The sequence below is a fragment of the Cellulosimicrobium cellulans genome (assembly GCF_006539945.1).
GTDB classification, from domain to species: domain Bacteria; phylum Actinomycetota; class Actinomycetes; order Actinomycetales; family Cellulomonadaceae; genus Cellulosimicrobium; species Cellulosimicrobium cellulans.
Genome location: NZ_BJNZ01000017.1, coordinates 1 through 25,820 on the forward strand (window position 1 = coordinate 1; position 25,820 = coordinate 25,820).

At 72.5% G+C, this 25,820-nt stretch carries 23 protein-coding genes; 17 read left to right on the plus strand and 6 right to left on the minus strand.

Annotated elements, in window-relative coordinates:
- The first annotated feature begins 283 nt into the window (after window positions 1-283).
- The 7 genes from gatC (at window position 284) to pucL (ending at window position 6,339) form a co-directional block, all read left to right on the plus strand.
- Window positions 284-580, plus strand: coding sequence for an Asp-tRNA(Asn)/Glu-tRNA(Gln) amidotransferase subunit GatC (gene gatC / locus CCE02nite_RS13020; protein WP_047232578.1), 297 nt, complete (start codon window positions 284-286; stop codon window positions 578-580).
- A 1-nt stretch (window position 581) separates the two neighbouring features.
- Window positions 582-2,123, plus strand: a complete 1,542-nt coding sequence (gene gatA, locus CCE02nite_RS13025) for an Asp-tRNA(Asn)/Glu-tRNA(Gln) amidotransferase subunit GatA (RefSeq protein WP_141390060.1) — start codon at window positions 582-584, stop codon at window positions 2,121-2,123.
- Window positions 2,120-3,625 (plus strand): Asp-tRNA(Asn)/Glu-tRNA(Gln) amidotransferase subunit GatB, encoded by a 1,506-nt coding sequence (gatB, locus tag CCE02nite_RS13030; RefSeq protein ID WP_141390061.1) that lies wholly within the window; start codon window positions 2,120-2,122, stop codon window positions 3,623-3,625. Before gatA ends, gatB begins: the two co-directional genes overlap by 4 nt.
- Before the next feature lie 4 nt (window positions 3,626-3,629).
- Window positions 3,630-4,235, plus strand: a complete 606-nt coding sequence (locus CCE02nite_RS13035; protein ID WP_141390062.1) for a GNAT family N-acetyltransferase — start codon at window positions 3,630-3,632, stop codon at window positions 4,233-4,235.
- A 298-nt stretch (window positions 4,236-4,533) separates the two neighbouring features.
- Window positions 4,534-5,031, plus strand: a complete 498-nt coding sequence (uraD, locus tag CCE02nite_RS13040) for a 2-oxo-4-hydroxy-4-carboxy-5-ureidoimidazoline decarboxylase (protein ID WP_141390063.1) — start codon at window positions 4,534-4,536, stop codon at window positions 5,029-5,031.
- Window positions 5,028-5,396 (plus strand): hydroxyisourate hydrolase, encoded by a 369-nt coding sequence (uraH, locus tag CCE02nite_RS13045; protein WP_141390064.1) that lies wholly within the window; start codon window positions 5,028-5,030, stop codon window positions 5,394-5,396. The genes uraD and uraH overlap by 4 nt, the downstream gene beginning before the upstream one ends.
- A gap of 1 nt (window position 5,397) precedes the next feature.
- On the plus strand, window positions 5,398-6,339 hold the full coding sequence (gene pucL, locus CCE02nite_RS13050) for a factor-independent urate hydroxylase (RefSeq protein WP_141390065.1): 942 nt from the start codon (window positions 5,398-5,400) through the stop codon (window positions 6,337-6,339).
- A 91-nt stretch (window positions 6,340-6,430) separates the two neighbouring features.
- On the opposite strand, the gene CCE02nite_RS13055 is transcribed toward pucL, so the two are convergent.
- On the minus strand, window positions 6,431-7,243 hold the full coding sequence (locus CCE02nite_RS13055) for an IclR family transcriptional regulator (protein WP_141390066.1): 813 nt from the start codon (window positions 7,241-7,243) through the stop codon (window positions 6,431-6,433).
- A 126-nt stretch (window positions 7,244-7,369) separates the two neighbouring features.
- Here CCE02nite_RS13055 and CCE02nite_RS13060 point away from each other — a divergent pair, with 126 nt between their 5' ends.
- The 8 genes from CCE02nite_RS13060 (at window position 7,370) to allB (ending at window position 17,992) form a co-directional block, all read left to right on the plus strand.
- Window positions 7,370-8,866: an NAD-dependent malic enzyme gene (locus CCE02nite_RS13060; protein WP_141390067.1), complete on the plus strand. Its 1,497-nt coding sequence runs from the start codon at window positions 7,370-7,372 to the stop codon at window positions 8,864-8,866.
- Between the two features lie 41 nt (window positions 8,867-8,907).
- The gene (gene aceB, locus CCE02nite_RS13065) at window positions 8,908-10,554 is read left to right on the plus strand and encodes a malate synthase A (RefSeq protein ID WP_141390068.1); all 1,647 of its coding nucleotides are present in this window, start codon (window positions 8,908-8,910) and stop codon (window positions 10,552-10,554) included.
- On the plus strand, window positions 10,554-11,900 hold the full coding sequence (locus CCE02nite_RS13070; protein WP_141390069.1) for a DUF6986 family protein: 1,347 nt from the start codon (window positions 10,554-10,556) through the stop codon (window positions 11,898-11,900). The genes aceB and CCE02nite_RS13070 overlap by 1 nt, the downstream gene beginning before the upstream one ends.
- 76 nt (window positions 11,901-11,976) lie before the next feature.
- Window positions 11,977-12,807 (plus strand): bifunctional allantoicase/(S)-ureidoglycine aminohydrolase, encoded by an 831-nt coding sequence (locus CCE02nite_RS13075; RefSeq protein ID WP_141390070.1) that lies wholly within the window; start codon window positions 11,977-11,979, stop codon window positions 12,805-12,807.
- Between the two features lie 202 nt (window positions 12,808-13,009).
- Entirely contained in the window at window positions 13,010-13,816 is an 807-nt protein-coding gene (locus CCE02nite_RS13080) for a hydroxypyruvate isomerase family protein (protein ID WP_141390071.1), read from the plus strand.
- Between the two features lie 61 nt (window positions 13,817-13,877).
- Complete coding sequence (locus CCE02nite_RS13085) at window positions 13,878-14,762, plus strand: 2-hydroxy-3-oxopropionate reductase (protein WP_141390072.1); 885 nt, start codon at window positions 13,878-13,880, stop codon at window positions 14,760-14,762.
- A 44-nt stretch (window positions 14,763-14,806) separates the two neighbouring features.
- Entirely contained in the window at window positions 14,807-16,582 is a 1,776-nt protein-coding gene (gene gcl, locus CCE02nite_RS13090) for a glyoxylate carboligase (protein ID WP_141390073.1), read from the plus strand.
- A 30-nt stretch (window positions 16,583-16,612) separates the two neighbouring features.
- Window positions 16,613-17,992 carry an allantoinase AllB gene (gene allB, locus CCE02nite_RS13095; RefSeq protein ID WP_141390074.1) on the plus strand — a complete coding sequence of 460 codons (1,380 nt, stop codon included), beginning with the start codon at window positions 16,613-16,615 and terminating at the stop codon, window positions 17,990-17,992.
- Window positions 17,993-18,222: 230 nt separating this feature from the next.
- Here allB and CCE02nite_RS13100 read toward each other — a convergent pair whose 3' ends face one another.
- From CCE02nite_RS13100 to CCE02nite_RS13110, 3 genes are all read right to left on the minus strand, one after another.
- Window positions 18,223-18,711, minus strand: coding sequence for an SRPBCC family protein (locus CCE02nite_RS13100; RefSeq protein ID WP_141390075.1), 489 nt, complete (start codon window positions 18,709-18,711; stop codon window positions 18,223-18,225).
- A complete protein-coding gene (locus CCE02nite_RS13105; protein ID WP_141390076.1) occupies window positions 18,708-19,076 on the minus strand; it encodes an ArsR/SmtB family transcription factor in 369 nt (122 codons plus the stop codon). Before CCE02nite_RS13105 ends, CCE02nite_RS13100 begins: the two co-directional genes overlap by 4 nt.
- Before the next feature lie 108 nt (window positions 19,077-19,184).
- Window positions 19,185-20,564, minus strand: a complete 1,380-nt coding sequence (locus tag CCE02nite_RS13110) for a cryptochrome/photolyase family protein (protein WP_141390077.1) — start codon at window positions 20,562-20,564, stop codon at window positions 19,185-19,187.
- 51 nt (window positions 20,565-20,615) lie between these two features.
- On the opposite strand from CCE02nite_RS13110, the gene CCE02nite_RS13115 reads away from it, so the two are divergent.
- Window positions 20,616-22,247: a peptide MFS transporter gene (locus tag CCE02nite_RS13115; RefSeq protein WP_141390078.1), complete on the plus strand. Its 1,632-nt coding sequence runs from the start codon at window positions 20,616-20,618 to the stop codon at window positions 22,245-22,247.
- Window positions 22,248-22,339: 92 nt separating this feature from the next.
- On the opposite strand, the gene CCE02nite_RS13120 is transcribed toward CCE02nite_RS13115, so the two are convergent.
- Window positions 22,340-22,945: a DoxX family protein gene (locus CCE02nite_RS13120; RefSeq protein ID WP_255318855.1), complete on the minus strand. Its 606-nt coding sequence runs from the start codon at window positions 22,943-22,945 to the stop codon at window positions 22,340-22,342.
- A gap of 318 nt (window positions 22,946-23,263) precedes the next feature.
- Here CCE02nite_RS13120 and ilvD point away from each other — a divergent pair, with 318 nt between their 5' ends.
- Window positions 23,264-25,129: a dihydroxy-acid dehydratase gene (ilvD, locus tag CCE02nite_RS13125; RefSeq protein WP_141390079.1), complete on the plus strand. Its 1,866-nt coding sequence runs from the start codon at window positions 23,264-23,266 to the stop codon at window positions 25,127-25,129.
- 81 nt (window positions 25,130-25,210) lie between these two features.
- Here the strand turns inward: ilvD and CCE02nite_RS13130 are convergent, their stop codons facing one another.
- Window positions 25,211-25,771 (minus strand): hypothetical protein, encoded by a 561-nt coding sequence (locus CCE02nite_RS13130; protein WP_141390080.1) that lies wholly within the window; start codon window positions 25,769-25,771, stop codon window positions 25,211-25,213.
- Between the last annotated feature and the right edge of the window lie 49 nt (window positions 25,772-25,820).

Genomic DNA, 25,820 nt, shown 5'->3' on the forward strand with positions numbered 1-25,820 from the left:
AAGGGGCGTCAGAGCGGCGCTCCTCAAACCCACGGCCGAGGGACCAGGGTGACGGCGCCGCAGCCCCGAGCACCGAGACCACCCCCGCCGCGGACCGAACCACGGCTCTACCTCGCGGGACCACGGCTCTACCTCGCGCGACCACGGCTCTACCTCCCGCGACCACGGCTCTACCTCGTGGGGGCTGGGGCTCTGGCTTCGGCTCGGTCTCGGTCACACCCGCGTACGGGGAGGGGCCGGCGGCGCGGTGGGCACGGCGTCGGTCCCCACTAGAATGGCGACCATGTCCACCATCTCCCGTGACGAGGTCGCGCGCGTCGCCGCGCTGGCCCGCATCGATCTGCGACCCGAGGAGCTGGACCGGCTCTCTGGTGAGCTCGACGTGATCGTCGACGCCATCGCCAAGGTCAGCGAGGTCGCGACGCCCGACGTCCCTGCGACGAGCCACCCGCTCCCGATGACCAACGTCTTCCGGGACGACATTCCCGAGCCGCCGCTTCCGGTCGAGGACGTCCTCGCCGCGGCGCCGTCGGCCGAGGACGGGCGCTTCGCCGTCCCGCAGATCCTCGGGGAGGAGTGAGATGAGCGAGGACCTGACCCGACTGTCCGCCGCCGAGCTGGCGGAAGGGCTGACCGCACGGGACTTCTCGAGCGTCGACGCGACCCAGGCGCACCTGGACCGGATCGCCGCCGTCGACGGCGCCGTGAACGCGTTCCTGCACGTGAACGCCGAGGAGGCGCTGGCGACGGCGCGCTCGGTCGACGAGCGACGTGTCGCCGGCGAGGAGCTGCACCCGCTGGCCGGTGTCCCGATCGCCGTCAAGGACGTCGTCGTGACCCAGGGCATGCCGACGACCGCCGGTTCCAAGATCCTTGAGGGCTGGATCCCGCCCTACGACGCCACGCTCGTCGAGAAGATCCGCAGCGCGGGTCTGCCGATCCTTGGCAAGACGAACATGGACGAGTTCGCCATGGGCTCGTCGACCGAGCACTCGGCCTTCGGGAACACGCGCAACCCGTGGGACCTCGACCGCATCCCGGGAGGGTCGGGTGGTGGTTCGGCCGCCGCGGTGGCCGCGTTCGAGGCGCCGCTCGCGATCGGTACGGACACGGGCGGCTCGATCCGCCAGCCCGGTGCCGTCACCGGCACCGTCGGCGTGAAGCCCACCTACGGCGGGGTCTCGCGCTACGGCCTCATCGCGATGGCGTCGTCGCTCGACCAGGCCGGTCCCGTCACCCGCACCGTGCTCGACTCCGCGCTGCTGCACGAGCTCATCGGGGGCTACGACCCGCGCGATTCGACGTCCATCCCCGGGCGCGCGCCGGCGCTCGTCGACGCGGCGGTCCAGGGCGCCACGGGCGACCTGTCGGGCGTGCGTGTCGGCGTCGTCAAGGAGCTCAACGGCGAGGGCTACCAGGAGGGCGTCAGCGCGCGGTTCGCGCAGTCGCTCGACCTGCTGCGCGGTCTGGGTGCGGAGATCGTCGAGGTCTCCTGCCCGCACTTCGAGTACGCGCTCGGCGCGTACTACCTCATCATGCCGTCGGAGGCGTCGAGCAACCTCGCGAAGTTCGACGGCATGCGCTTCGGCCTGCGCGTCGAGCCGGAGGAGGGTCCGGTGACCGCGGAGCGCGTCATGGCCGCCACGCGCGGGGCGGGCTTCGGCGACGAGGTGAAGCGTCGCATCATCCTCGGCACCTACGCGCTGTCGGCGGGTTACTACGACGCCTACTACGGGAGCGCGCAGAAGGTCCGCACGCTCATCCAGCGCGACTTCGCCGCGGCGTTCGAGCACGCGGACGTCCTGGTCTCCCCGACGGCGCCGACCACGGCGTTCCGGTTCGGCGAGAAGCTCGACGACCCGCTGGCGATGTACCTCAACGACGTCGCGACGATCCCCGCGAACCTCGCGGGCGTCCCCGGCATGTCGGTCCCGGCCGGCCTGTCGGACGACGGGCTGCCCGTCGGGTTCCAGATCCTCGCGCCGGCCAAGGCCGACGACCGCATGTACCGGGTGGGCGCCGCGCTCGAGTCCGCGCTGCTCAGCGCGTGGGGCGGCCCGCTGCTCGACCGCGCGCCGGCGCTGCCCACGGCCACCATCGAGAAGGAAGGCCAGGTCGGATGACCGCCACGACCGTCGACCTCGTCGACTACGCCGACGCCACGCGCCGCTACGACCCCGTCATCGGGATCGAGGTGCACGTCGAGCTCGGCACGCTGACCAAGATGTTCTGCCCGGCCGAGGTGAGCTTCGGCGCGGAGCCGAACACCCAGGTGACCCCGGTCTCGCTCGGGCTCCCGGGCGCGCTGCCGGTCGTCAACGGGAAGGCCGTCGAGTACGCGATCCGCATCGGCCTCGCGCTCAACTGCCAGATCGCCGAGACCTGCCGGTTCGCACGCAAGAACTACTTCTACCCCGACGTCCCGAAGAACTTCCAGACGTCGCAGTACGACGAGCCCATCGCGTACGACGGGTGGATCGACGTCGAGCTCGAGGACGGGACCGTGTTCCGCGTCGAGATCGAGCGCGCGCACATGGAGGAGGACGCCGGCAAGAACACCCACGTGGGTGGCGCGACCGGCCGCATCCACGGCGCGGAGTACTCGCTCGTCGACTACAACCGGGCCGGCATCCCGCTGGTGGAGATCGTCACGCGGCCCATCACGGGCGCGGGCGACCGCGCCCCCGAGGTCGCGCGCGCCTACGTCCAGACGCTGCGTGACATCTTCCGTGCGCTCGACGTGTCGGAGGCCCGCATGGAGCGCGGGAACGTCCGCGCCGACGTGAACCTCTCCCTGCGTCCGACGCCCGAGTCGCCGCTCGGCACCCGGACGGAGACGAAGAACGTCAACTCCTTCCGCTCCGTCGAGCGGGCCGTCCGGTACGAGGTCTCGCGCCAGGCCGCCGTGCTCGACGCGGGCGGCACCGTGATCCAGGAGACGCGGCACTGGCACGAGGACACCGGCATCACGACCTCGGGGCGCGTGAAGTCCGACGCCGAGGACTACCGGTACTTCCCGGAGCCGGACCTGGTGCCGATCGCGCCCCCGCGCGAGTGGATCGAGGAGATCCGTGCCGGGCTCCCGGAGCTCCCGGTCGCACGTCGCCGTCGCCTCCAGGGCGAGTGGGGCTACGCGGACGCGGAGATGCGCGACGTCGTCAACGCGGGCGCGATCGACCTCATCGAGGCGACCGTCGCGGCCGGGACGAGCCCGGCGGGCGCGCGCAAGTGGTGGATGGGCGAGCTCGCCCGTCGTGCCAAGCAGGACGAGGTCGCTCTCGAGGAGCTGCCCGTGACGCCTGCCCAGATCGCATCGCTCCAGGGGCTGGTCGACGCAGGCCGGATCAATGACAAGCTCGCGCGCCAGGTCCTCGACGGCGTGCTCGCCGGCGAGGGGGATCCGGAGTCCGTCGTGACCGCCCGCGGGCTCGAGGTCGTGTCCGACGACGGCGCGCTGCTCGCCGCGATCGACGAGGCGCTGGCCGCGCAGCCGGACGTCGTCGAGAAGGTCCGGGGCGGCAACCTCGGCCCGGTCGGCGCGATCATCGGTGCCGTCATGAAGGCGACGCGCGGCCAGGCGGACGCCGGTCGCGTGCGCGAGCTCATCCTCGAGCGGATCGGCTGACGCCATGACACGCGGACCGGTCCTGCTCGGGGAGATGGTGCGCCTGCGCCCGATCGAGGCGCGGGACGCCGACCGCATGTGGGAGTCGCTGCAGGACCCGGAGTCGAACCGGCTCACGGGGACGACGGCGACGTTCACGCGCGACCAGATCGACGAGTGGTCGGCGACGATCAGCGACCGCGAGGGTCGGTACGACTGGGCCATCACCGCGGGCGCCGTGCGCGACGGCCAGCTGGTGAGCGACGAGATGATCGGCGAGATCGTGCTCAACGACCTCGACGAGGACGCCCGCTCGGCCAACCTGCGACTCGCGCTGCTCCCGAACTACCGCGGCCGCGGCTACGGGCGTGAGGCGATCTTCGAGGTGCTGCGGTTCGCGTTCGAGGGCGTGACCGACGTCGAGGGGGTCCGGCACGAGGGACCGCACCTGCACCGTGTGAGCCTCGACGTGCTGAGCATCAACCCGCGGGCGCGGATGCTCTACGAGTCGCTGGGCTTCCGCGAGGAGGGCCGGCTGCGCGACGTCTACCGCGACGGCGACGGGTGGGCGGACGCGACCGTCATGAGCATCCTCGAGGACGAGTTCAGGGCGGGCCTCGGCGCACCCTGAACCTCGAGGGACGCGAACGCGCAGAGGACGATACCGAGGGGCCCGGCAGCACCGCTGCCGGGCCCCTCGTCGTTCCCGGGGGCGTGCGGTCCGCGGGGGCGCGCTGCGGTGCGGGCGGTCCCGCGGTGCGCGGTCTCGCGACGTGCGCTGGGGTATGCCCCGGGAGACCGTGGTTGACATGAGCGATGGCAACGACGTACATTCATAAGACGGAAACAAACTTCCGAGATGTGGAATCAGGAGGTCAGGCGGTGTCCGAGACCGCCGACCAGCCGGACGTCGAGAGGGACACGCAGCGATGACGCTGGACGAGTTCAACCGGTTGTCACCGGAGGAGGCGCGCGAGGCGCTGCTCGCGTGCGCGCACGCCGGGCGGTGGGCCGACGCGGTCGCCGCCGGACGCCCGTACGCGACCGTCGAGGACGCGGCCGACGCTGCCCTCGCCGCGGCCGACCCCTGGACGGACGCCGAGGTCGACGAGGCACTGTCGCGCCACCCCCGGATCGGGGAGCGTGCGCAGGGGGATGCGGTGGACGCGAGCATGTCGCGGTCCGAGCAGTCGGGCGTCGACACGTCCGACGGCGACGTCCAGCGCCGGCTGGCCGAGGGCAACCGCGCGTACGAGGAGCGGTTCGGGCACGTGTTCCTCATCCGGGCCGCCGGGCGCAGCGCCGAGGAGATCCTCGAGCAGCTCACCGAGCGGCTCGGCAACGACGCCGGCACCGAGCGGGCGAACGCTGCCCGCAACCTGCGCGAGATCGCCGCGCTGCGGCTGAAGGGAATGCTGAGGGCATGAGCACCCACGCCAGCCACATCACCACGCACGTACTCGACGCGGCCAGCGGTAGGCCCGCCGAGGGGATCACCGTCCGCCTGGAGGCGGCTCCGGAGATCGCGGACAGGACGACGGGGCAGGGCTGGTCCCTGGTGGCGTCCTCCCGCACGAACGACGACGGTCGCGTGCCCCAGCTGGGGCCCGAGTCCCTCGTCCCCGGTACGTACCGGCTCGTGTTCGACACGGGCGAGTACTTCGACCGGCGAGACACCGTGTCCTTCTACCCGGAGGTCGTCATCGTCTTCCGGGTGGCGAGCGCTGAGCAGCACTACCACGTCCCCGTCCTGCTCAGCCCGTTCGCCTACTCGACCTATCGAGGGAGCTGACATGAGCACGACCACCCCGACCGCCGAGCAGCCGGCGGCCACGCAGAGCAGCGGGGCCATCGTCCTGGGCGACAACCAGTGGGGCAAGGCGGAGGTGCGCCTCGTGCGCGTCGACCGCGCCACGCCTCGCCACGAGATCACGGACGTCAACGTCTCCTCGCAGCTGCGGGGCGGGCAGGAGGCCACGCACCTGGAGGGCGACAACTCCCGGTGCGTCGCCACCGACACCCAGAAGAACACGATCTACGCCTTCGCCCGCGACGGCGTCGGCGCGATCGAGGACTTCGCGATCCGCCTCGGTCAGCACTTCGTCGAGGACTTCGAGTGGATCGAGGGCGGCCGCTGGGAGATCGAGCAGTACACCTGGAACCGCATCGAGACCGCCGACGGCGAGCACGACCACGCGTTCGTCCGGAACAACCAGGAGACGCGCACGACGGTCGTCCAGCGCGACGGCGACGAGGTCTTCGTCGTCTCGGGACTCACGGACCTCGTCGTGCTCAAGTCCACCGGCTCGGAGTTCCACGGGTTCCCGCGCGACCGCTACACGACGCTCGTGGAGACCAACGACCGCATCCTCGCGACGTCGGTCACCTCGCGGTGGCGCTACACGACCACCGACGTCGACTTCGACGCCGTGTACGCGAAGGTCCGCGCGATCCAGCTCGAGGCGTTCGCGACGACCCACTCCCTCGCGCTCCAGCAGACGCTGTTCGCGATGGGCAAGGCGGTCCTCGAGGCGATCCCGGAGATCGCCGAGATCAAGTTCTCGATGCCGAACAAGCACCACTTCCTCGTGGACCTCGCGCCGTTCGGCCTCGACAACCCGAACGAGGTCTTCTACGCGGCCGACCGCCCGTACGGCCTCATCGAGGCGACGGTCCAGCGCGAGGGCGAGCCGGCCGAGCCGCGCGCCTGGGCGACCGTCACCGGGTTCTGCTGAGCCGACCGTGACGGACGGACGCGCCCTGCCCGACCGCGGAGGATCCGCGGTCCGGCAGGGCGCGCCCCCACCGTCGTACCCCGGCGCCGCCTCAGGGCGCGGCGGTGATGAGCTCGCGCGTGAGCTCGTTCGCGACGCGGTGCAGCACCGGCACGGCACGCTCCCCGAACTCGTACGTCACACGGGCCGCGGGGCCCGAGACGGACAGGGCCGTGGGGGTCGGGGCGTGAGGCACCGCGACGGCGAAGCAGCGCACGCCGAGCTCCTGCTCGCCGTCGTCGATCGCGTACCCGCGCTCGCGCGTCGCCGCGAGCTCCGTGAGGAGCGCGTCGACGTCGGTGATCGACTGGTCGGTCGCGGGCGGCATGCCGACCCGGCCCATGATCTCGCGCACCGTCTGGTCGGGGAGCTGGGCGAGCACGGCCTTGCCGACACCCGTGCAGTGCGTGTACACGCGCCGGCCGACCTCCGTGAACATCCGCATCGAGTGGCTCGACGAGGCCTGGGCGACGTAGACGGCCATGTCGCGGTCGATCATCGCGAGGTTCGCCGACTCGCCGAGGTCGTGCGCGAGCCGCTCGAGGTAGGGGCGCGCACCGGCGCCGAGCTGACGCCCGGCCGACTCGCCGAGGCGGATAAGCCGCGGGCCGAGCGTGTAGCGCCGCGACGGCGTCTGGCGCACGTAGCCCTGGGCGAGCAGCGTCCGCAGCAGGCGGTGGATCGTCGGCAGCGGCAGCCCGGCGTGCTGCGCGAGCTCGCTGAGCCCGGACTCGCCGCCGAAGTCGGCGAGCAGCTCGAGCAGCTCGATCGCCCGGTCCACGGACTGCACGCCCCCGGCGGGCTTCGCCGGCCGCGTGCCCGGCTGGGTCTCCGTCGGCTCCGTCGCTGCCGGGGTCTCGGCCATCACGATCTCCTGTCCACCTGGTGCCGCCCGACGGGTGCGCACCTCGCCTGAGCAGTGCGGGACCATCCCGCGCTCCCTTCCGCATCACGGAAGACACGCATCAGCATACGAGAAGAAGGAACGAACATGACGTCCGAGACGAAGGCTCCGGAGACGCAGGCCGCGACGGCGAAGGCCGCCGCGACCAGCCCGAGCTACTCCATCACGCTGCGGGTCGAGGCCCCGAGCGGGCACCGCACCGCGAGCGACCTCGTCGCCGCGGTGAGCGCGACCGGCGCCGCGATCACGGGTGTCGACGTCTCGGAGTCGGGCGCCGACCGCCTCGTCGTCGACGTCACCGCGGACACCGTCGACGCCGCGCACGTGGAGCACATCCGCGACGCGCTGAGCGCGCTCGACGGCATCACCGTGCGCCATGTGAGCGACGCGACGTTCCTCATGCACCTGGGCGGCAAGCTCGAGGTCAACCCCAAGGTGCCGCTGCGCCACCGCGCCGACCTCGCCCGCGCCTACACGCCGGGCGTGGCGCGCGTGTGCCTCGCCATCGCCGAGCGCCCCGAGGACGCACGCCGCCTGACGGTGAAGCGCAACACGGTCGCGGTCGTGACGGACGGCACCGCCGTCCTCGGCCTGGGCGACATCGGCCCGGCCGCCGCGCTCCCCGTCATGGAGGGCAAGGCTGCGCTGTTCAAGCAGTTCGCGGGCGTCGATGCCTGGCCCGTGTGCCTCGACACGACCGACACCGAGGAGATCATCCGCACGGTCAAGGCCATCGCCCCGGTGTACGGCGGGATCAACCTCGAGGACATCTCGGCGCCGCGCTGCTTCGAGATCGAGCGCCGGCTGCGCGAGGAGCTCGACATCCCCGTGTTCCACGACGACCAGCACGGCACGGCGATCGTCGTGCTCGCGGCGCTGACCAACGCGCTGCGCGTGGTCGGCAAGACGATCGAGGACGTGCGGATCGTCGTCTCGGGCGTCGGCGCCGCGGGCAACGCGATCATCTCGCTGCTCCAGGGCCAGGGCGCGCGCCGGATCGTCGCCTTCGACCGCCACGGCGCGATCCACCCGGGCGCGAACCTCACGGACGACCACCGCCGTCGCCTCGCCGAGACGACCAACGCCGAGGGCTTCACCGGCACGCTCCGCGAGGGCCTGGCCGGGGCCGACGTGTTCGTCGGCGTGTCCGGCCCCGACATCCTCACGGGTGACGACATCGCGACGATGGCCGACGACGCGATCGTCTTCGCGCTCGCGAACCCGACGCCCGAGGTCGACCCCATCGCCGCGGCGCAGCACGCGACCGTCGTCGCGACCGGCCGCAGCGACTACCCGAACCAGATCAACAACGTGCTTGCCTTCCCGGGGCTGTTCCGCGGCCTGCTGGACGTCGGCGCGAGCGAGATCACCGACGAGATGCTGCGCGCCGCGGCCGTCGCGATCGCGGACGCCGTCGCGCCCGAGGAGCTCAGCGCGAGCTACATCGTGCCGAGCGTGTTCGAGCCCGCGGTCTCCAAGGCCGTCGCCCGCGCCGTCGCCGAGGTCGCGGAGCGCGGCCGTGCGGAGCAGGCTCAGGGGAGCACCACGTCGGGCCACCACGTCGGGGTGGCGCCCCGGTCCTGACGCACCGTCGTCAGCCCGGCCGCCCGCAGAAAGGACACACCATGACCACCACCACGGCCGTCGCCGTCCACGGACCCGCCGTCGAGCGGTCCGACGAGATCCTCACCCCGGACGCGCTCGACTTCGTCGCGGCCCTCCAGCGCCGGTTCGGCGCTCGTCGCGACGAGCTGCTCGCCGCTCGCGCCGCACGGCGCGAGGAGGTCGCCCGCACCGGTCGCCTCGACTTCCTGCCCGAGACCGCCGACGTGCGCGCGGGGGACTGGACGGTCGCCGGCGCGCCCGCCGACCTCCAGGACCGCCGCGTCGAGATCACCGGCCCGCCGACGCCGAAGATGGCGATCAACGCGCTCAACTCGGGCGCGAAGGTGTGGCTCGCGGACCTCGAGGACGCGTCGACGCCGCACTGGGCCAACGTCGTCGGGGGCCAGGTCGCCCTGCACGACGCGACGCGCCGCACGCTCGCGTTCACGTCGCCCGAGGGCAAGCAGTACGCGCTGCGCCCCGAGACCGACGGCGACCCGCTCGCCGTCATGGTCGTGCGGCCCCGCGGGTGGCACTTCGACGAGGTGCACCTCACCGTGGACGGGACGCCCGCCGTCGGCGCGCTCGTCGACTTCGGCCTGCACTTCTTCCACAACGCCGCGGAGCTCCTCGCGCGCGGCTCCGGGCCGTACTACTACCTGCCGAAGATGGAGTCGCACCTCGAGGCACGCCTGTGGGACGAGGTCTTCACGCACGCGGAGCAGGCGCTGGGCATCCCGCACGGGACGATCCGTGCGACGGTCCTCATCGAGACGATCCCGGCCGCGTTCGAGATGGACGAGATCCTGTACGAGCTGCGCGACCACGCGTCCGGGCTCAACGCCGGCCGCTGGGACTACCTGTTCTCCGTGATCAAGTACTTCCGCGACTCCGGGCCGTCGTTCACGCTGCCCGACCGCGGGTCCATCACGATGACCGCGCCGTTCATGCGCGCGTACACCGAGCTGCTCGTGCAGACGTGCCACAAGCGCGGGGCGTTCGCGATGGGCGGCATGGCGGCCGTCATCCCGAACCGTCGCGAGCCCGAGGTCACCGCCCAGGCGTTCGAGAAGGTGCGCGCCGACAAGCAGCGCGAGGCCGGCGACGGCTTCGACGGCTCGTGGGTCGCGCACCCGGACCTCGTGCCGGTGTGCCGCGAGGTGTTCGACGACGTGCTCGGCGAGCGGCCCAACCAGCTCGACCGGCAGCGCCCCGAGGTCCACGTGACGGCGGACCAGCTCCTCGACGTGTCGTCCGCGCAGGGCGACGTCACCGAGGCCGGGCTGCGCAACAACCTCTACGTGTCCGTCGCGTACGTCGCGGCGTGGCTCGCGGGCAACGGCGCGGTCGCGATCCACAACCTCATGGAGGACGCCGCGACCGCGGAGATCTCGCGGTCGCAGGTGTGGCAGTGGGTGCGCTCGGGCGCGTCGTTCACCGCGGGCGACGGCGCCGGCACGACGATCACCGCCGACCTGGTCCGCACGCTCCTGCGGGAGGAGACCGTGCGGCTGCGCGACGACGTCGGGCACGAGGCGTACGACGCCGGTCCCTACGACCGGGCCGCCGCGCTGGTCGAGGACATCGCGCTCACCGAGCACTACGTCGACTTCCTCACGCTGCCCGCGTACGAGGACGTCGTCGCGCACGAGCAGGACGCGTCCTGATGCCGGCCGGTCGTGAGGCGGGCTCCGTCCGCGGCTTCAGCGAGGACGGCGTCGCGGCGTTGCACGCGACGCTCGACGGTCTGCTCGCGCCGTGGGACGCGGAGCTCGACGCGCGGTACCCGGGCGACGACGGCTCGCGCCAGCCCGTGCACACCGTCTACGTACCGGGGGACCGGTATACCGCGGGTCTCGTGCCCGAGTGGGCGGCCCGGGCGCGCGAGGCGGTCGACGCGTCGGGAGGTGTGGGCCGGCTCGTCGACCTGCTCGGGATCGGAGCGGGGTCCGGGGACGGACTCGCCGACGCCGTGGCCGAGCGTGTGCGCACCAAGCTCGCCGTCGAGGCGATCGAGGACCTGCGGATCGACTACGAGGACGGGTTCGGCGACCGTGGCGACGCGGCCGAGGACGCCGCGGTCGCGGCGGCCGCGCGCGAGCTCGCTCGTGCCGAGGCGCAGGGCACGGCGACGCCGTTCAGCGGGATCCGCATCAAGTGCCTCGAGGTCGCGACGCGCCGGCGCGGGGTGCGCACGCTCGCGCTGTTCGTCGCGGAGCTCGTCGCGGCCCGCGCTGCCCAGGGCCGGACGGGCCTGCCCGACGGCTTCGTCGTCACGCTCGCCAAGGTCACCGCGCCGCAGCAGGTCGAGGCGATGGCGGTCGCGTGCGAGCGCGTCGAGCAGGCGAACGGCCTGGAGACGGGCAGCCTGCGGTTCGAGGTGCAGGTCGAGACGCCGCAGGCGCTGCTCGCGGCGGACGGCACGGCGACCGTGGCGCGGCTCGTGCACGCGGCGCCCGGTCGGGTCACCGCGCTGCACTACGGCACGTACGACTACTCGGCGTCGCTCGGCATCGCGGCGGCGTACCAGTCGATGGAGCACCCCGCGGCCGACCACGCGAAGTCGGTCATGCAGCTCGCGGTCGCGGGCACGGGCGTGCGCCTGTCGGACGGCTCGACCAACGTGCTCCCCGTCGGCGACCCGCTGGCCGTCGACGCGGCGTGGCGCCTCCACGGGCGGCTCGTGCGCCGCTCGCTCGAGCGCGGCTACTACCAGGGCTGGGACCTGCACCCCGCGCAGCTCCCGAGCCGGTTCGCAGCGACGTACGCGTTCTACCGCGAGGGTGCGGCCTCGGCGCTCGCGCGCCTCGCCGCGTACGTCGGGTTCGTGCCCGACGCCGGCGGCGTGCTCGACGAGCCCGCCACGGCCAAGGCGATGGCCTGGTTCCTCGGGCGCGGCGTCGACTGCGGCGCGCTCACCGAGGCCGAGGTCCGCGCCGCGACCGGCCTCGACCGCGCCGGGCTCGACGCCGTCCGCGTCTCGGGGCACGCCCCGCAGCCCGTCGCAGGTTGAGCCCGCGCCCTCCCACCTTCCCTGCCAGGGCACCGACCGCCGTCGGCCCGGCCCACGACCTCCGAGGAGTGACCCCATGACCCAGACCACCCCCTACTACACCCCGCAGGGTGGCCTGCCCGGCCAGACCGAGCTGCTCACCGACCGCGCGATCGTCACCGAGGCCTACACGGTGATCCCGCGCGGCGTGCTGCGCGACATCGTCACGAGCAACCTGCCCGGCTGGGAGAAGACCCGGTTGTGGGTGCTCGCCCGGCCGATCGAGGGGTTCGCGACGACGTTCGCGCAGTACGTCATGGAGGTCTCGCCCGGTGGCGGGTCGGACCAGGGCGAGGACGAGGAGACGGTGCAGTCGGTCGTCTTCGTCACCGAGGGCACGCTCACCCTCACGCTCGCGGGCGTCGAGCACGTGCTCGAGCCGGGTGGGTACGCCTACCTCGCGGCGGGGGAGCGGTGGGCGCTGCACAACCGCTCGGACGCCAAGGCCGCGTTCCAGTGGATCCGCAAGGTGTACGAGCCGATCCCTGGCCACACCGCGACGTCGTTCGTCACGCGCGAGCAGGACGTCGAGCCGCGCGCGATGCCGGACACCGACGGCGTGTGGGTGACGACGCGGTTCGTCGACCCGGACGACCTCGCGCACGACATGCACGTCAACATCGTGACGTTCCAGCCGGGCGGGTCCATCCCGTTCGCCGAAACGCACATCATGGAGCACGGGCTCTACGTGCTCGAGGGCAAAGCCGTCTACCGCCTCAATGGCGACTGGGTCGAGGTGCAGGAGGGCGACTTCATGTGGCTCCGGGCGTTCTGCCCTCAGGCCTGCTACGCGGGCGGCCCCAAGCCGTTCCGCTACCTGCTCTACAAGGACGTCAACCGGCAGGTCAAGCTCGACCGCCGCCGCTGACGCGACACCCGGTTGTGGGCATGGAAAGGGCCCGGTTCCACACGTGGAACCGGGCCCTTTCCATGCCCACAACCGGACGGGGTGCCGCACCGGCTGTTGACGCTCCGCCGCGAGCGTGCCTACACTTCCATACAGCAGAATAAAAGTTCCGCAGAATGGAATCGCGACGCAGCGAGACGCGGACGGACCCAGGGAGACGACGATGAGCCCCGCACCGACGTACACCGTCAACTGCTCGATCCTGCTCACGGACCTGCCGCTGCTCGAGCGGCCGGCCGCCGCCGCGGCCGCGGGCTTCCGGGGCGTCGAGTTCTGGTGGCCGTTCGCGTCGCCCACGCCGGCGCAGGACGAGGTGGACGCGTTCGTCGGCGCGATCGAGGCGGCGGGCGTCCAGCTCACGGGCCTCAACTTCGACGCCGGGAACATGCCCGGCGGCGACCGCGGCCTCGTGTCGTGGCCCGCGCGCTCGGCCGACCTGCGCGCCAACCTCGACGTCGTCACCGCGATCGGGGAGCGCACCGGCTGCCGCGCGTTCAACGCGCTCTACGGCAACCGCCAGGAGGGCGAGACGCCGGAGGCGCAGGACGATCTGGGGGCCGAGAACCTCGCCCTCGCCGCCCGGGCCGTCGGGCGCATCGGCGGGACGGTGCTCGTCGAGCCCGTGAGCGGAGCGCCGGCGTACCCCCTGAAGACGGCCGCCGACGCCGTGCGCGTCATCGACCGGGTCGCAGCCGACCATGGCGAGACGAACCTCGGCCTCCTGTTCGACGTCTACCACCTGGCCGTCAACGGCGACGACGTCGACGCGGCCCTCTCGACCTATCGCGGTCGCGTCGCGCACGTGCAGGTCGCGGACGCGCCGGGGCGCGGCGAGCCCGGCACGGGCGACCTGCCGATCGAGCGCTGGACCAAGGACCTGCGTGCCGGCGGCTACGCCGGCTGGATCGGCCTCGAGTACAAGACCGCCGCCGCCGACCCGTTCGCGTGGCTCCCCGCCGCCGAGCGCTGACGCGACCCGCGGCCGTCCGCCGACACAGACCCCCGACCTGAACCACCCAGAGGAGCACACCATGGCCTCCATCGCCTTCATCGGACTCGGCATCATGGGCAGCCCCATGGCCGTCCACCTGCAGAACGCCGGGCACGACGTCGCGGGCTACAACCGCAGCCCCGAGAAGACCGCGCCGCTGGTCGAGGCCGGCGGCCGCGCGGCCGGGTCGGTCGCCGACGCCGTCTCCGGCGCCGACGTCGTCGCGATCATGGTCCCCGACTCGCCGGACGTCGAGGCCGTCCTCACCGGCGACGACGGCGTCCTCGCGAACGCGAAGCCCGGCGCGCTCGTCGTCGACTTCTCCTCGATCCGCCCGGACGTCACGGTCGCGCTCGCGCAGCAGGCGAAGGACGCGGGGCTGCGGATCGTCGACGCCCCCGTCTCGGGCGGCGAGCCCGGCGCGATCAACGCCGCGCTGTCGATCATGGTGGGCGGCACGCCCGAGGACTTCGCTGCGGCCCAGCCGTTCCTCGACGTCGTCGGCAAGACGGTCGTGCACGTGGGCCCGAACGGCTCCGGCCAGACGGTCAAGGCCGCGAACCAGCTCATCGTCGCCGCGAACATCCAGGCGCTCGCCGAGGCGATCGTGTTCCTCGAGGCCTACGGCGTCGACACCGAGGCCGCGATCGAGGTCCTCGGCGGCGGGCTCGCGGGCTCGGCCGTGCTGAACCAGAAGGCGCGCAAGATGCTCGACCGCGACTTCGGCCCCGGGTTCCGGATCGAGCTCCACCACAAGGACCTCGGCATCGTCACCGCCGCGGCCCGTGAGGCGGGCGTCGTCGCGCCGCTCGGCGGCCTCGTCGCCCAGCTCATGGCCTCCGCCCGCGCCAACGGCGACGGCGGCCTCGACCACTCGGGCCTGTTCCGCGGCGTCGAGCGCCTGTCCGGCCGCGACGGCTCCTGACCTTCCCCCTGACGACGACGTCACCTCCAGCAAGGAGAGAAACCATGCCTCGTATGCGTGCGGTGGACGCCGCAGTGGCGATCCTCGAGATCGAGGGCGCGACCCAGGCGTTCGGCCTGCCCGGCGCCGCCATCAACCCCTTCTACTCCGCGATGCGCGCGCACGGCGGCATCGACCACGTGCTCGCCCGCCACGTCGAGGGCGCGTCGCACATGGCCGACGGCTACTCCCGCGCGAAGCCGGGAAACATCGGCATCTGCATCGGCACGTCGGGCCCAGCGGGCACCGACATGATCACCGGCCTCTACGCCGCGTGGGCCGACTCGATCCCGATGCTCTGCATCACGGGCCAGGCGCCGGTCGCCAAGCTCGACAAGGAGGACTTCCAGGCCGTCGACATCGCGAGCATCGCCGCTCCGGTGACCAAGATGGCCAAGACCGTCCTCGAGGCCGGGCAGGTGCCGCAGGTCTTCCAGCAGGCGTTCCACCTCATGCGCTCGGGCCGCCCGGGCCCGGTGCTCATCGACCTGCCGATCGACGTGCAGCTCACGGAGATCGAGTTCGACCCGGCGACGTACCAGCCGCTGCCCGTGCACCGCCCGACGGCGTCGCGCGCGCAGGCGGAGAAGGCGATCGACCTGCTGCTCGCGGCCGAGCGCCCTCTGCTCGTCGCGGGCGGCGGCATCGTCAACGCGGGCGGCGAGGACCTGCTCGTCGAGCTCGCCGAGACGCTCGGCGTCCCGGTGATCCCGACGCTCATGGGCTGGGGTGTGATCCCGGACGACCACGCGCTCATGGCCGGCATGGCCGGTCTCCAGACGTCGCACCGCTACGGCAACGCGAACCTGCTCGCGTCCGACTTCGTGCTCGGGATCGGCAACCGCTGGGCCAACCGCCACACGGGCGGCCTCGACACGTACCGCGCGGGCCGCACGTTCGTCCACGTCGACATCGAGCCGACGCAGATCGGGCGCGTGTTCGCGCCCGACTACGGCATCGTCTCCGACGCGAAGGCCGCCCTCGAGCTCTTCGTCGAGGTCGCCCGCGAGCGCCGCGACGCGGGGCGGGCGCCCGACTACTCCGGCTGGGCCGCCGAGTGCGCCGAGCGCAAGCGCACGCTCCAGCGCAAGACGCACTTCACCGAGATCCCCATCAAGCCGCAGCGCGTGTACGAGGAGATGAACAAGGCCTTCGGCCCCGAGACGCGCTACGTCACGACCATCGGACTCTCGCAGATCGCCGGCGCGCAGTTCCTCCACGTGTACCAGCCGCGGCACTGGATCAACGCGGGCCAGGCCGGCCCGCTCGGCTGGACCGGCCCGGCGGCGCTCGGCGTCGCGAAGGCCGTCCCGGACGAGCCGGTCGTCGCGCTCTCCGGCGACTACGACTTCCAGTTCATGATCGAGGAGCTCGCGGTCGGCGCGCAGTTCAACCTGCCGTACGTGCACGTCGTCGTGAACAACTCCTACCTCGGCCTCATCCGTCAGTCGCAGCGCGCGTTCGACATGGACTACCACGTGCAGCTCTCGTTCGAGAACATCAACTCGCCCGAGGTGGGCGGCTACGGCGTCGACCACGTCAAGGTGGCCGAGGGCCTGGGCTGCAAGGCGATCCGCGTGACCGACCCCGACGAGCTCGGCGACGCGTTCGCCAAGGCGCAGGGCATGGCGGCGGAGTTCCGCGTGCCGGTCGTGGTCGAGGTCATCCTCGAGCGCGTGACGAACATCGCGATGGGCGTCGAGCTCACGGGGGTCAACGAGTTCGAGGACCTCGCGATCTCGGCCGACGACGCGCCGACCGCCGTCGCGCTGCTCGACTGAGCGTGGCGCACCGTTAGGGAAGCAGACGACATGAAGGAGGTCGCGATGGGCGCGGGCGGGGTGAGCGGTCGCGAGCACGAGTACGACCTCGTCGTGCGTGGCGAGCGCGTGCTCGTCGCGTCCGGCGAGCAGCCGCGCGAGGTCGGGGTCGTCGGGGGAGTGGTCCGAGCGATCGAGCCTCTCGGTGCCGGGCTCGACGGCGCTCGGGTCGTCGAGCTGGAGCCGCACCAGGTGCTGGTCCCCGGGCTCGTGGACACGCACGTGCACGTCAACGAACCCGGGCGCACCGAGTGGGAGGGCTTCGCGTCCGCGACGCGGGCCGCCGCCGCGGGCGGGGTGACGACGATCGTCGACATGCCGCTCAACTCGATCCCGCCGACCGTCGACGTCGAGGCGCTCGAGACCAAGCAGAAGGTCGCGAGCGACCAGGCGTTCGTCGACGTCGGCTTCTGGGGCGGCGCCGTGCCCGGCAACGCCGACGAGCTGCGGCCCCTGTGGGACGCGGGCGTGTTCGGGTTCAAGTGCTTCCTGCTGCACTCGGGTGTCGAGGAGTTCGGGTACCTCGAGCCCGACGAGCTCGAGGCCGACCTGCGCCTGCTCGCCGACTTCGACGGCCTCATGCTCGTGCACGCCGAGGACTCGCGCGCGATCGAGCGGGCGCCCACCCCGCACGGCGACCACTACGACACGTTCCTCGCGTCACGCCCGCGCGGCGCGGAGAACGTCGCGATCGCCGCCGTGATCGAGGCTGCGCGGTGGACGGGCGCGCGCGCCCACGTGCTCCACCTGTCGAGCTCCGACGCGCTGCCCATGATCCGCAGCGCCAAGCGCGAGGGTGTGCGGCTCACGGTCGAGACGTGCCCGCACTACCTGGCGCTCGCGGCCGAGGAGATCCCCGACGGCGCGACGCAGTTCAAGTGCTGCCCACCCATCCGGGAGATCGACAACCGCGAGCTGCTCTGGGAGGGGCTGATCGACGGGACGATCGACTGCATCGTCTCCGACCACTCCCCGAGCACGCCCGACCTCAAGGACCTCGACACGGGGGACTTCGGGACGGCGTGGGGCGGCGTCTCGTCGCTCCAGCTCGGCCTGGCCATCGTCTGGACCGAGGCACGCACGCGCGGGATCCCCTTCGAGCGCGTCGTCGAGTGGATGTCGGCGCGGCCTGCAGCGATCGCGGGCCTGGAGCGCAAGGGATCCATCGCGCTCGGCCACGACGCGGACCTCGCGGTCGTCGAGCCCGACACGGCGTTCGTCGTCGACCCGAAGGCCCTGCACCACAAGAACCCCATCACTCCGTACGCCGACCGCGCGCTCTCGGGCGCCGTCGTCGCGACGTACCTGCGGGGCGAGGAGATCACGTTCGACCGCCCCACGGGTCGTCTCCTCTCCCGCGGCGAGGCGTGAGGGACTGAAGACTCCCGTGCCCGGCCGCGGGGGCCGGGCACGGGGAACCACGGGACCCGGCGCGCGGAGACCAGGGTGGCACCGCTGGTGGTTGTCGCCCCTGGTCTCGCGAGGTAGAACGCTGGTCGCCCGAGGTAGAGCCCTGGTCGCCCGAGGTGGAGCCGTGGTCATGACCAGGGCTCTACCTCGGGTGACCGGGGCTCTACCTCGGCAGGGTGGGGGAGTGCGGGTCAGGACTGCGCGAGGAGCTCGTCGAGCTGCTCGTAGCCCTCGCGGACGCCGACCTCCATGCCGCTCGCGACGAAGCCGTCGCGACCCTCGATCGAGTCGACGAGCGACGTCGCGGTGAGGCGGCTGCGGCCGTCGGGCAGGTCCTCGAACACGAGGCGGTCCAGCGAGACGCCGTCGGGGAAGCCCTCGTACGTGAAGGTCTGGACGATGAGCTCGTCCGGGCGCACCTCGTGGACGCTGCCGAAGAACGCGTACTCGTTGCCGTCGGGGTCCACCTGGACGTAGCGGTAGGCGCCTCCCGTGCGCACGTCCCAGAGCTCGTTGCGCTGGGAGAGGTAGCGCGGGCCGTTCCAGCGCGCGAACAGCTCCGGGTCGAGGTGGGCGCGGAAGACCTTCGCCGCGGGCGCGTCGAACTCGCGCACGATGCGGACGATCGGGAGGTCCTTGGGGACGACGATCTCGGTCTCGTGGGTGCCGGTGGTGGTCATGACGGTGCTCCTGTCGTCGGGTCGTTCAGGGGCGCGGCCGCCGGGTCCGGCAGGTCGCGCAGGACGTCGTCGAGGCGGCGGTAGCGGTCCTGCGCCTCACGCCGGTAGCGCTCGATCCACTTCGTCATGAGGTCGAAGACCTCCGCCTCGAGGTGCACGGGGGCGCGTCGGGCTTCCGTCGTGCGGGTCACCAGGCCGGAGTCCTCGAGCACGCGCAGGTGCTTGGACACCGCCTGGACGGACATGTCGTACGGCCGGGCGAGCTCGCCCACGCTGGCGTCGCCCGACGCGAGCCGGGCCACCATGTCGCGGCGCGTGGGGTCGGCCAGCGCCGAGAACACGCGGGAGAGCGGGTCGGCCGTCACGGGACCTCCTCGTCGAACGCCGCGGGCGGCGCTCGTTCATCAACTGTTCGGTTGACAAATACGCTACGCCGGTACCGTGTCGTCGTCAACCCTCAGGTTGAGAAAACCTCAGCGACGCCGTGCGCGCTCGAAGTCGTCCAGCGCGACCGTGCGCTCGACGGCGTGGTCGACGATCCGCTCGGGGTACCCGACAGGCTGCTCGCGCAGCTTCCACGGTTCGTGGACCGCACGGCCCTCGACGCCCCGCAGCTCCGGCACCCAGCGGCGCACGTAGGCGCCGTCCGGGTCGAACTTCTTGCCCTGGGTGACGGGGTTGAAGATGCGGAAGTACGGCGCGGCGTCCCGGCCCGTCCCCGCCACCCACTGCCAGTTGAGCTGGTTCTGCGAGACGTCGCCGTCCGCGAGGTGCGCCATGAAGTGCGCCGCGCCGCGCTGCCACCGCACGTGCAGGTCCTTGACGAGGAACGACGCGACCACCATCCGCACGCGGTTGTGCATCCACCCCTCGCCGAGGAGCTGGCGCATGCCGGCGTCGACGAGCGGGTAGCCGGTACGCCCGGCTGCCCAGGCCGCGAGGTACCGGTCCTCGTCCGCCCCGGTCGCCCACGCGTCGTCGGGCACGACCGTGCGCAACGACCGCCGCGCGGCACCGGGATGGTGGAACAGGACGTCCGCATGGAACTCACGCCACGCGAGCTCGGAGCGGTAGGCGAGCGCGTCGTCGGACGGCGCGAGCCCGTCGTGCAGAGCGCTCCGCACGTCGGCGAGGAGCGTGCGCGGGTGGAGCTCGCCCCACTTGAGCGGGACGGACATGCCCGACGTCGCGGGCCGGTCCGGGCGGTCGCGCTCGGTCGCGTAGCCCGCGAGGTGGTCCTCCAGGAAGTCTCGCCACCGCCGGCGCGCGGCGGCCTCGCCCGCGGCAGGGAGCCGGGCGTCGGTCCCCGGGTCGTCCGGGACGCCGTCGGACCGCACCGACGCCCACGGCACGTCGCGCGGGCGCGGCACCGGGTCGCGCCACCCGTGCGCGACCCACGCGTCGCGGAACGGCGTGAAGACCTGGAACGGGGTCCCGGTCCGCGTGAGCACGCGCCCGGGTGCGACGGCGTAGGGCGAGCCGGTGCGCACGAGGCGCGCGCCGCCGTCGGCCAGCGCCTGCGCGACCGCCTCGTCCCGTGCCACTCCCAGGGGCTCGTACGCCCCCGCGACGTGCACCTCCTCGGCACCTGCCTCGCTCGCGAGCGCGGGCACGACCGCGCGCGGGTCCCCGTGCCGCACGACGAGCCGCCCGCCCGTCGCGGCGTCGAGCGCGGCGAGGCTGCGCGCGAGGTACGACCGGCGCGGGTCCCCTGCGGCGTCCCAGAGGCACGGGTCGAGCACGTAGAGCGCGACGACGTCGTCACCCGCCTCCCGGGCGGCCTCCACGGCCGCCACGAGGGCCGGGTTGTCGGCGAGGCGCAGGTCGCGGCGGCACCACCAGAGCGTCGGCATCCGGCCACGCTAACGGTCGCCGGTCGGGCACGCCGGTGGGAGCATCGCAGGATGGACGGTGACGACCCGAAGGGGCAGGACGACGCCCGGCGCCGCGAGCTCGGGCGCGAGGCGCGCACCGAGCCCGACGCGGGTGCGCCGCCGTTCGGGTCGGGCACCGCGGCGGGTGTCGGGGCGACCGAGGGGCCGGCGGCCGGGGCGATCGAGGGGGACCACGCGTTCTTCGGGCACCCGCGCGGTCTGCTGACGCTCTTCACGACGGAGCTGTGGGAGCGATTCAGCTACTACGGGATGCGCGCGATCCTGCTGTTCTACCTCACGGACACCGTGGCGAACGGCGGGCTCGGCATCGACGAGACGACAGGGCTCGCGCTCGTCTCGATCTACGGCACGAGCGTCTACCTGCTCTCGGTCGTCGGTGGCTGGCTCGCGGACCGCGTGATCGGCTCGCGGCGCTCGGTCCTGTACGGCGGGATCATCATCGCAGCCGGGCACGTGAGCCTCACGATCCCCGGCACGGGCTTCTCGATGGCCGGCATCGCGATGGTCGCGCTCGGGACCGGCCTGCTCAAGCCCAACGTGTCCTCGATGGTCGGCGAGCTCTACGCGCGCGACGACCCGCGGCGCGACTCGGGCTTCTCCATCTTCTACATGGGCATCAACCTCGGGTCGTTCATCGCGCCGTTCCTCGTCGGGGCGGCGCGCGCCTGGGGCGGCTACCACGCCGGGTTCGCCGTCGCGGCGGTCGGCATGGCCGTCGCGCTCGTGTTCTTCGTCGCCGGCCGCCGCTACCTGGGCGAGGCCGGCGCGCACGTGCCCAACCCGGTGCGGCCCGAGGAGCGGGCGAAGATCGCGCGCATCTTCCTGCTCATCGCCGCGGGCGTCGTGCTCGTCGGGCTGATCGCGGTCCTGGTGGCCGGCGGCTTCGACATCTCGACGTTCATCGACACGATGTCCTACCTGGCGTTCCTCGCGCCGATCGCGTACTTCGTCGTCATGTACCGCTCGCCGCGCGTGACCGACGCCGAGCGACCCCGCGTCATCGCGTACATCCCGCTGTTCGTCGCGGCGATGCTCTTCTGGATGATCTTCGAGCAGGCGGCGACGACGCTCTCCGCGTTCGCCAAGGACCGGACCGACCTCACCTTCCTCGGGGTCGGCATCAGCCCCGAGTTCTTCCAGTCGGTCAACCCGCTGTCGATCATCGTCCTCGCGCCGGTGTTCGCGTGGATCTGGATCAAGACCGGCGACCGCCCGACGACGGCCAACAAGTTCGCGATCGGCCTGACGCTCGCGTCGGTGTCGTTCCTCTTCCTCGCGGTCGCGTCCGCGGTCGTCGGCGACGGCAAGGCGCCGTCGTGGGTGCTCGTGCTCGTCTACGTGATCCAGACGCTCGGTGAGCTGTGCCTGTCGCCCGTCGGTCTCGCCGCGACGACGCTGCTCGCGCCCAAGGCGTTCCGCTCCCAGGCGATGGCGCTGTGGTTCCTCGCGCCCGCGGCCGGGCAGGCCATCACGGCGCAGGTCGTGCAGGTCACGGAGGGAGCGTCGGACACGGCGTACTTCGGCAGCATCGGCGCCGTGACCCTCGTGTTCGCGCTCGCGCTGTTCGCGCTCGCGCCGTGGGTCACGCGGCACATCCGTCACGCCGACGAGCTCGAGGGCGCGCACACCGCCGGAGCCTGACGGGGGCGGTGCCGACTTTGCGCGCCGCGACCGGAACCACGCGAGGTCGCGCCGTTGCGACCTCGCGCGGTTCCGGGTCCGGCGTCCTGCTGTCAGCGCAGCCAGGGTGCCCGGCGGACCAGGGGCAGCGCGGCCCAGCGGCGTCCGAGCCCCCAGGTGTCGCCCGCGAGCGTCGTCGCGAGGACGACGAGCAGGAGCACGACGAGGACGTGCTGGTCGACGACCGGGTTGTTCGACCCGGCCGTGAACGGCCACTGCGAGAGCCAGAGCATCCCGAAGAGCAGCGCGCCGCTCACCGCGGCCACGCGCAGGCCGATCCCGAGCAGGAGCGCGAGCCCCACGCCGAGCAGCCCGAGCATGAAGAGCCAGTCGGTGACCGGGCCGGCCATCGCGGTGAACGTCCCCGCGAGCGGGCCCTGGACCCCGTGCTCGAGGTAGCCCTGCGCCGGGGCGGCGCCCGCGAGCCACGCGCGCTCGCGCGGCGTCGCGTACCCGAGGCCCACGAGCTTGTCGGCGAACGGCCAGAGGAAGACGACGGCGCCGCCGAGCCGGGCGAGCGCGAGGGCGTGGCGGGCGGAGGAGCGCGTGACGACGTCGTCCTGGGTGGCGAGGCTGGGCACCACCGGGGCGGCGGCGTCGGGAGCGGTCCCGGACGACGCGTCGGGTGGTGAGGTCGTGCGCGTGGTGGACGTGGACATGAGGTGCCCCCTCGGGAACGGGATCTACGGATCGGGTCGGTGCCGGGACCTGCCGTGCCGCACCGCGCGGTGTTGCTCTCCGTCGAGGCGTCGGCGAGGTCCCGGCCGTGACGTGCTCGTCCACGGTGGCAGCGGACTCGCGGCGGTTCAACCCTTACGTAACGTTTAGGTGGAGATCCCTCGGTGGGGTAGGGGCTCCACGTACGTAGCCCGACGACCACGGGACGGACGCCCGGTTCGTCCGGTCGCCGGCAGGCGTAATGTGACCCGGCGGCCGGAGGATCGGCCGCGGCCACCCGTCGAAGGAGCTGAACCGACATGAGCCGCCCCCTGCGCTCCCGGACGTCCACCCACGGCCGCAACATGGCCGGCGCCCGCGCCCTCTGGCGCGCGACCGGCATGGGCTCGGAGGACTTCGGCAAGCCGATCATCGCGATCGCGAACTCGTACACGCAGTTCGTCCCCGGCCACGTCCACCTCAAGGACATGGGCGACCTCGTCGCGTCGGCGATCCGCGAGGCCGGTGGCGTCTCCAAGGAGTTCAACACCATCGCCGTCGACGACGGCATCGCGATGGGCCACGGCGGCATGCTCTACTCGTTGCCGAGCCGCGACCTCATCGCCGACTCGGTCGAGTACATGGTCAACGCGCACTGCGCCGACGCCCTCGTGTGCATCTCGAACTGCGACAAGATCACGCCCGGCATGCTCAACGCCGCGCTGCGGCTCAACATCCCGGTGATCTTCGTGTCCGGCGGACCCATGGAGGCGGGCAAGGCGGTCGTGGCGAACGGCGTCGCGAAGACCCCGCTCAACCTCGTCAACGCGATCAACTACTCGGCCGACGACGCCGTGTCCGACGCCGCGCTCGCGCAGGTCGAGGAGAACGCGTGCCCTACGTGCGGGTCGTGCTCGGGCATGTTCACCGCGAACTCCATGAACTGCCTCACCGAGGCGCTCGGCCTCTCGCTCCCGGGCAACGGCTCGACCCTCGCCACGCACGCCGCGCGCAAGGAGCTCTTCCTCGAGGCCGGTCGCACGATCGTCGACCTCGCCAGGCGCTACTACGAGGACGAGGACGACTCCGTCGCTCCCCGCTCGATCGCGACCAAGGCCGCGTTCTCCAACGCCATGGCGCTCGACGTCGCCATGGGCGGCTCGACGAACACGGTGCTGCACATCCTCGCCGCGGCGCAGGAGGGTGAGGTCGACTTCGACCTCACCGACATCGAGCGCATCAGCCGCCAGGTGCCGTGCCTGTCCAAGGTCGCGCCGAACCACCCGAACTTCCACATGGAGGACGTGCACCGCGCCGGCGGCATCCCCGCCCTCCTCGGCGAGCTCGACCGCGCGGGCCTGCTCGACCACGACGTCACGAGCGTCCACACGCCGACGCTGCGCGCCTGGCTCGACGACTGGGACGTCCGGGGCGGCAAGGCGACCGAGCGGGCGATCGAGCTGTTCCACGCGGCGCCCGGGGGAGTGCGCACCACGCAGGCGTTCTCCACGTCGAACCGCTGGGAGTCGCTCGACACCGACGCCGCGAACGGCTGCATCCGCGACCTCGAGCACGCGTACACCGTCGAGGGTGGCCTCGCCGTGCTGCGCGGCAACCTCGCCGAGGACGGCGCCGTGTTCAAGACCGCCGGGGTCGACCCGGACGTCTTCCACTTCGTCGGCAAGGCCCTCGTCTGCGAGTCCCAGGACGAGGCGGTCGAGAAGATCCTCACCAAGCAGGTCGAGCCGGGGCACGTCGTCGTCGTGCGCTACGAGGGACCCGCGGGCGGCCCGGGCATGCAGGAGATGCTGTACCCGACGTCGTTCATCAAGGGCCGCGGCCTCGGCAAGGTCACCGCGCTCATCACCGACGGCCGTTTCTCCGGCGGGTCGTCGGGCATCTCCGTCGGGCACGTCTCGCCCGAGGCCGCCGCGGGCGGCGTCATCGGCCTCGTCGAGGACGGCGACGAGATCGAGATCGACGTCGACACCCGCCTCATCCGCCTCAACGTCCCCGACGACGTGCTCGCCGAGCGCCGCGCCAAGATGGAGGCGCGCGAGAACCCGTGGCAGCCGGTCGACCGCGACCGCTACGTGTCGCCCGCGCTCCAGGCATACGCCGCCATGGCGACGTCCGCCGACCGCGGCGCCGTCCGCGACGTCTCGCTCATCAAGCGCAGCCGCTGATCCCGACGACGGCGGGTCCGCACCTCGCGAGGTGCGGACCCGTCGTCGTGCTCGGGGGCTGAGCACCCGGCGGCGAGAGGGTCAGCACTCCTCCTCGGACTGCTCCGTGAGGACCCACCGCGCGCCCTGCGGCACCAGGACGGCGGTGCCGCAGTCGCCGCCGTCGTAGACGACGGACAGCACCGTCGCGTCGGCGCGCTCCTCGCGGACGCCGACCTCGACGTCCGGGACGTCGCCCACGGCCGCGTAGAGTCCGGCGGTGGTCGTGATCATCGACGCGCAGTCCGTGATGCCCGGCCACCCCTGCGACGTCATCTCGGCGACCATCCGCTCGGCGAGCTCCGGGGTGAGGTAGCCGCAGGCGACCTCCACGTCCGGCGCGCGGCTCGCGGCGAGCCACGCGCGGAACGACTCCTCGGGCGTCTCGCTGCGCTCCTCCGCGGGCTGCTCCTCGGGGGCTGTCTCGTCCTCGGTCGGGACGCCGTCGGGGGTCGCGGTCGGGGAGCTCGACGGCGAGGGCGACACCGTCGATGTCGCCTCACCCGGGTCGGCGCCCGACGGCCCCGGGGAGGTGCACGCGGTCGTCACGACAAGGGCGACGGCGGAGACGAGGGCAGCGGGAGCGAGGAATCGTGTGCGCACGGGCACATGATGCCGTGCGGGCCCGGGCCGGGTCGGCGTGTCTCGGGAC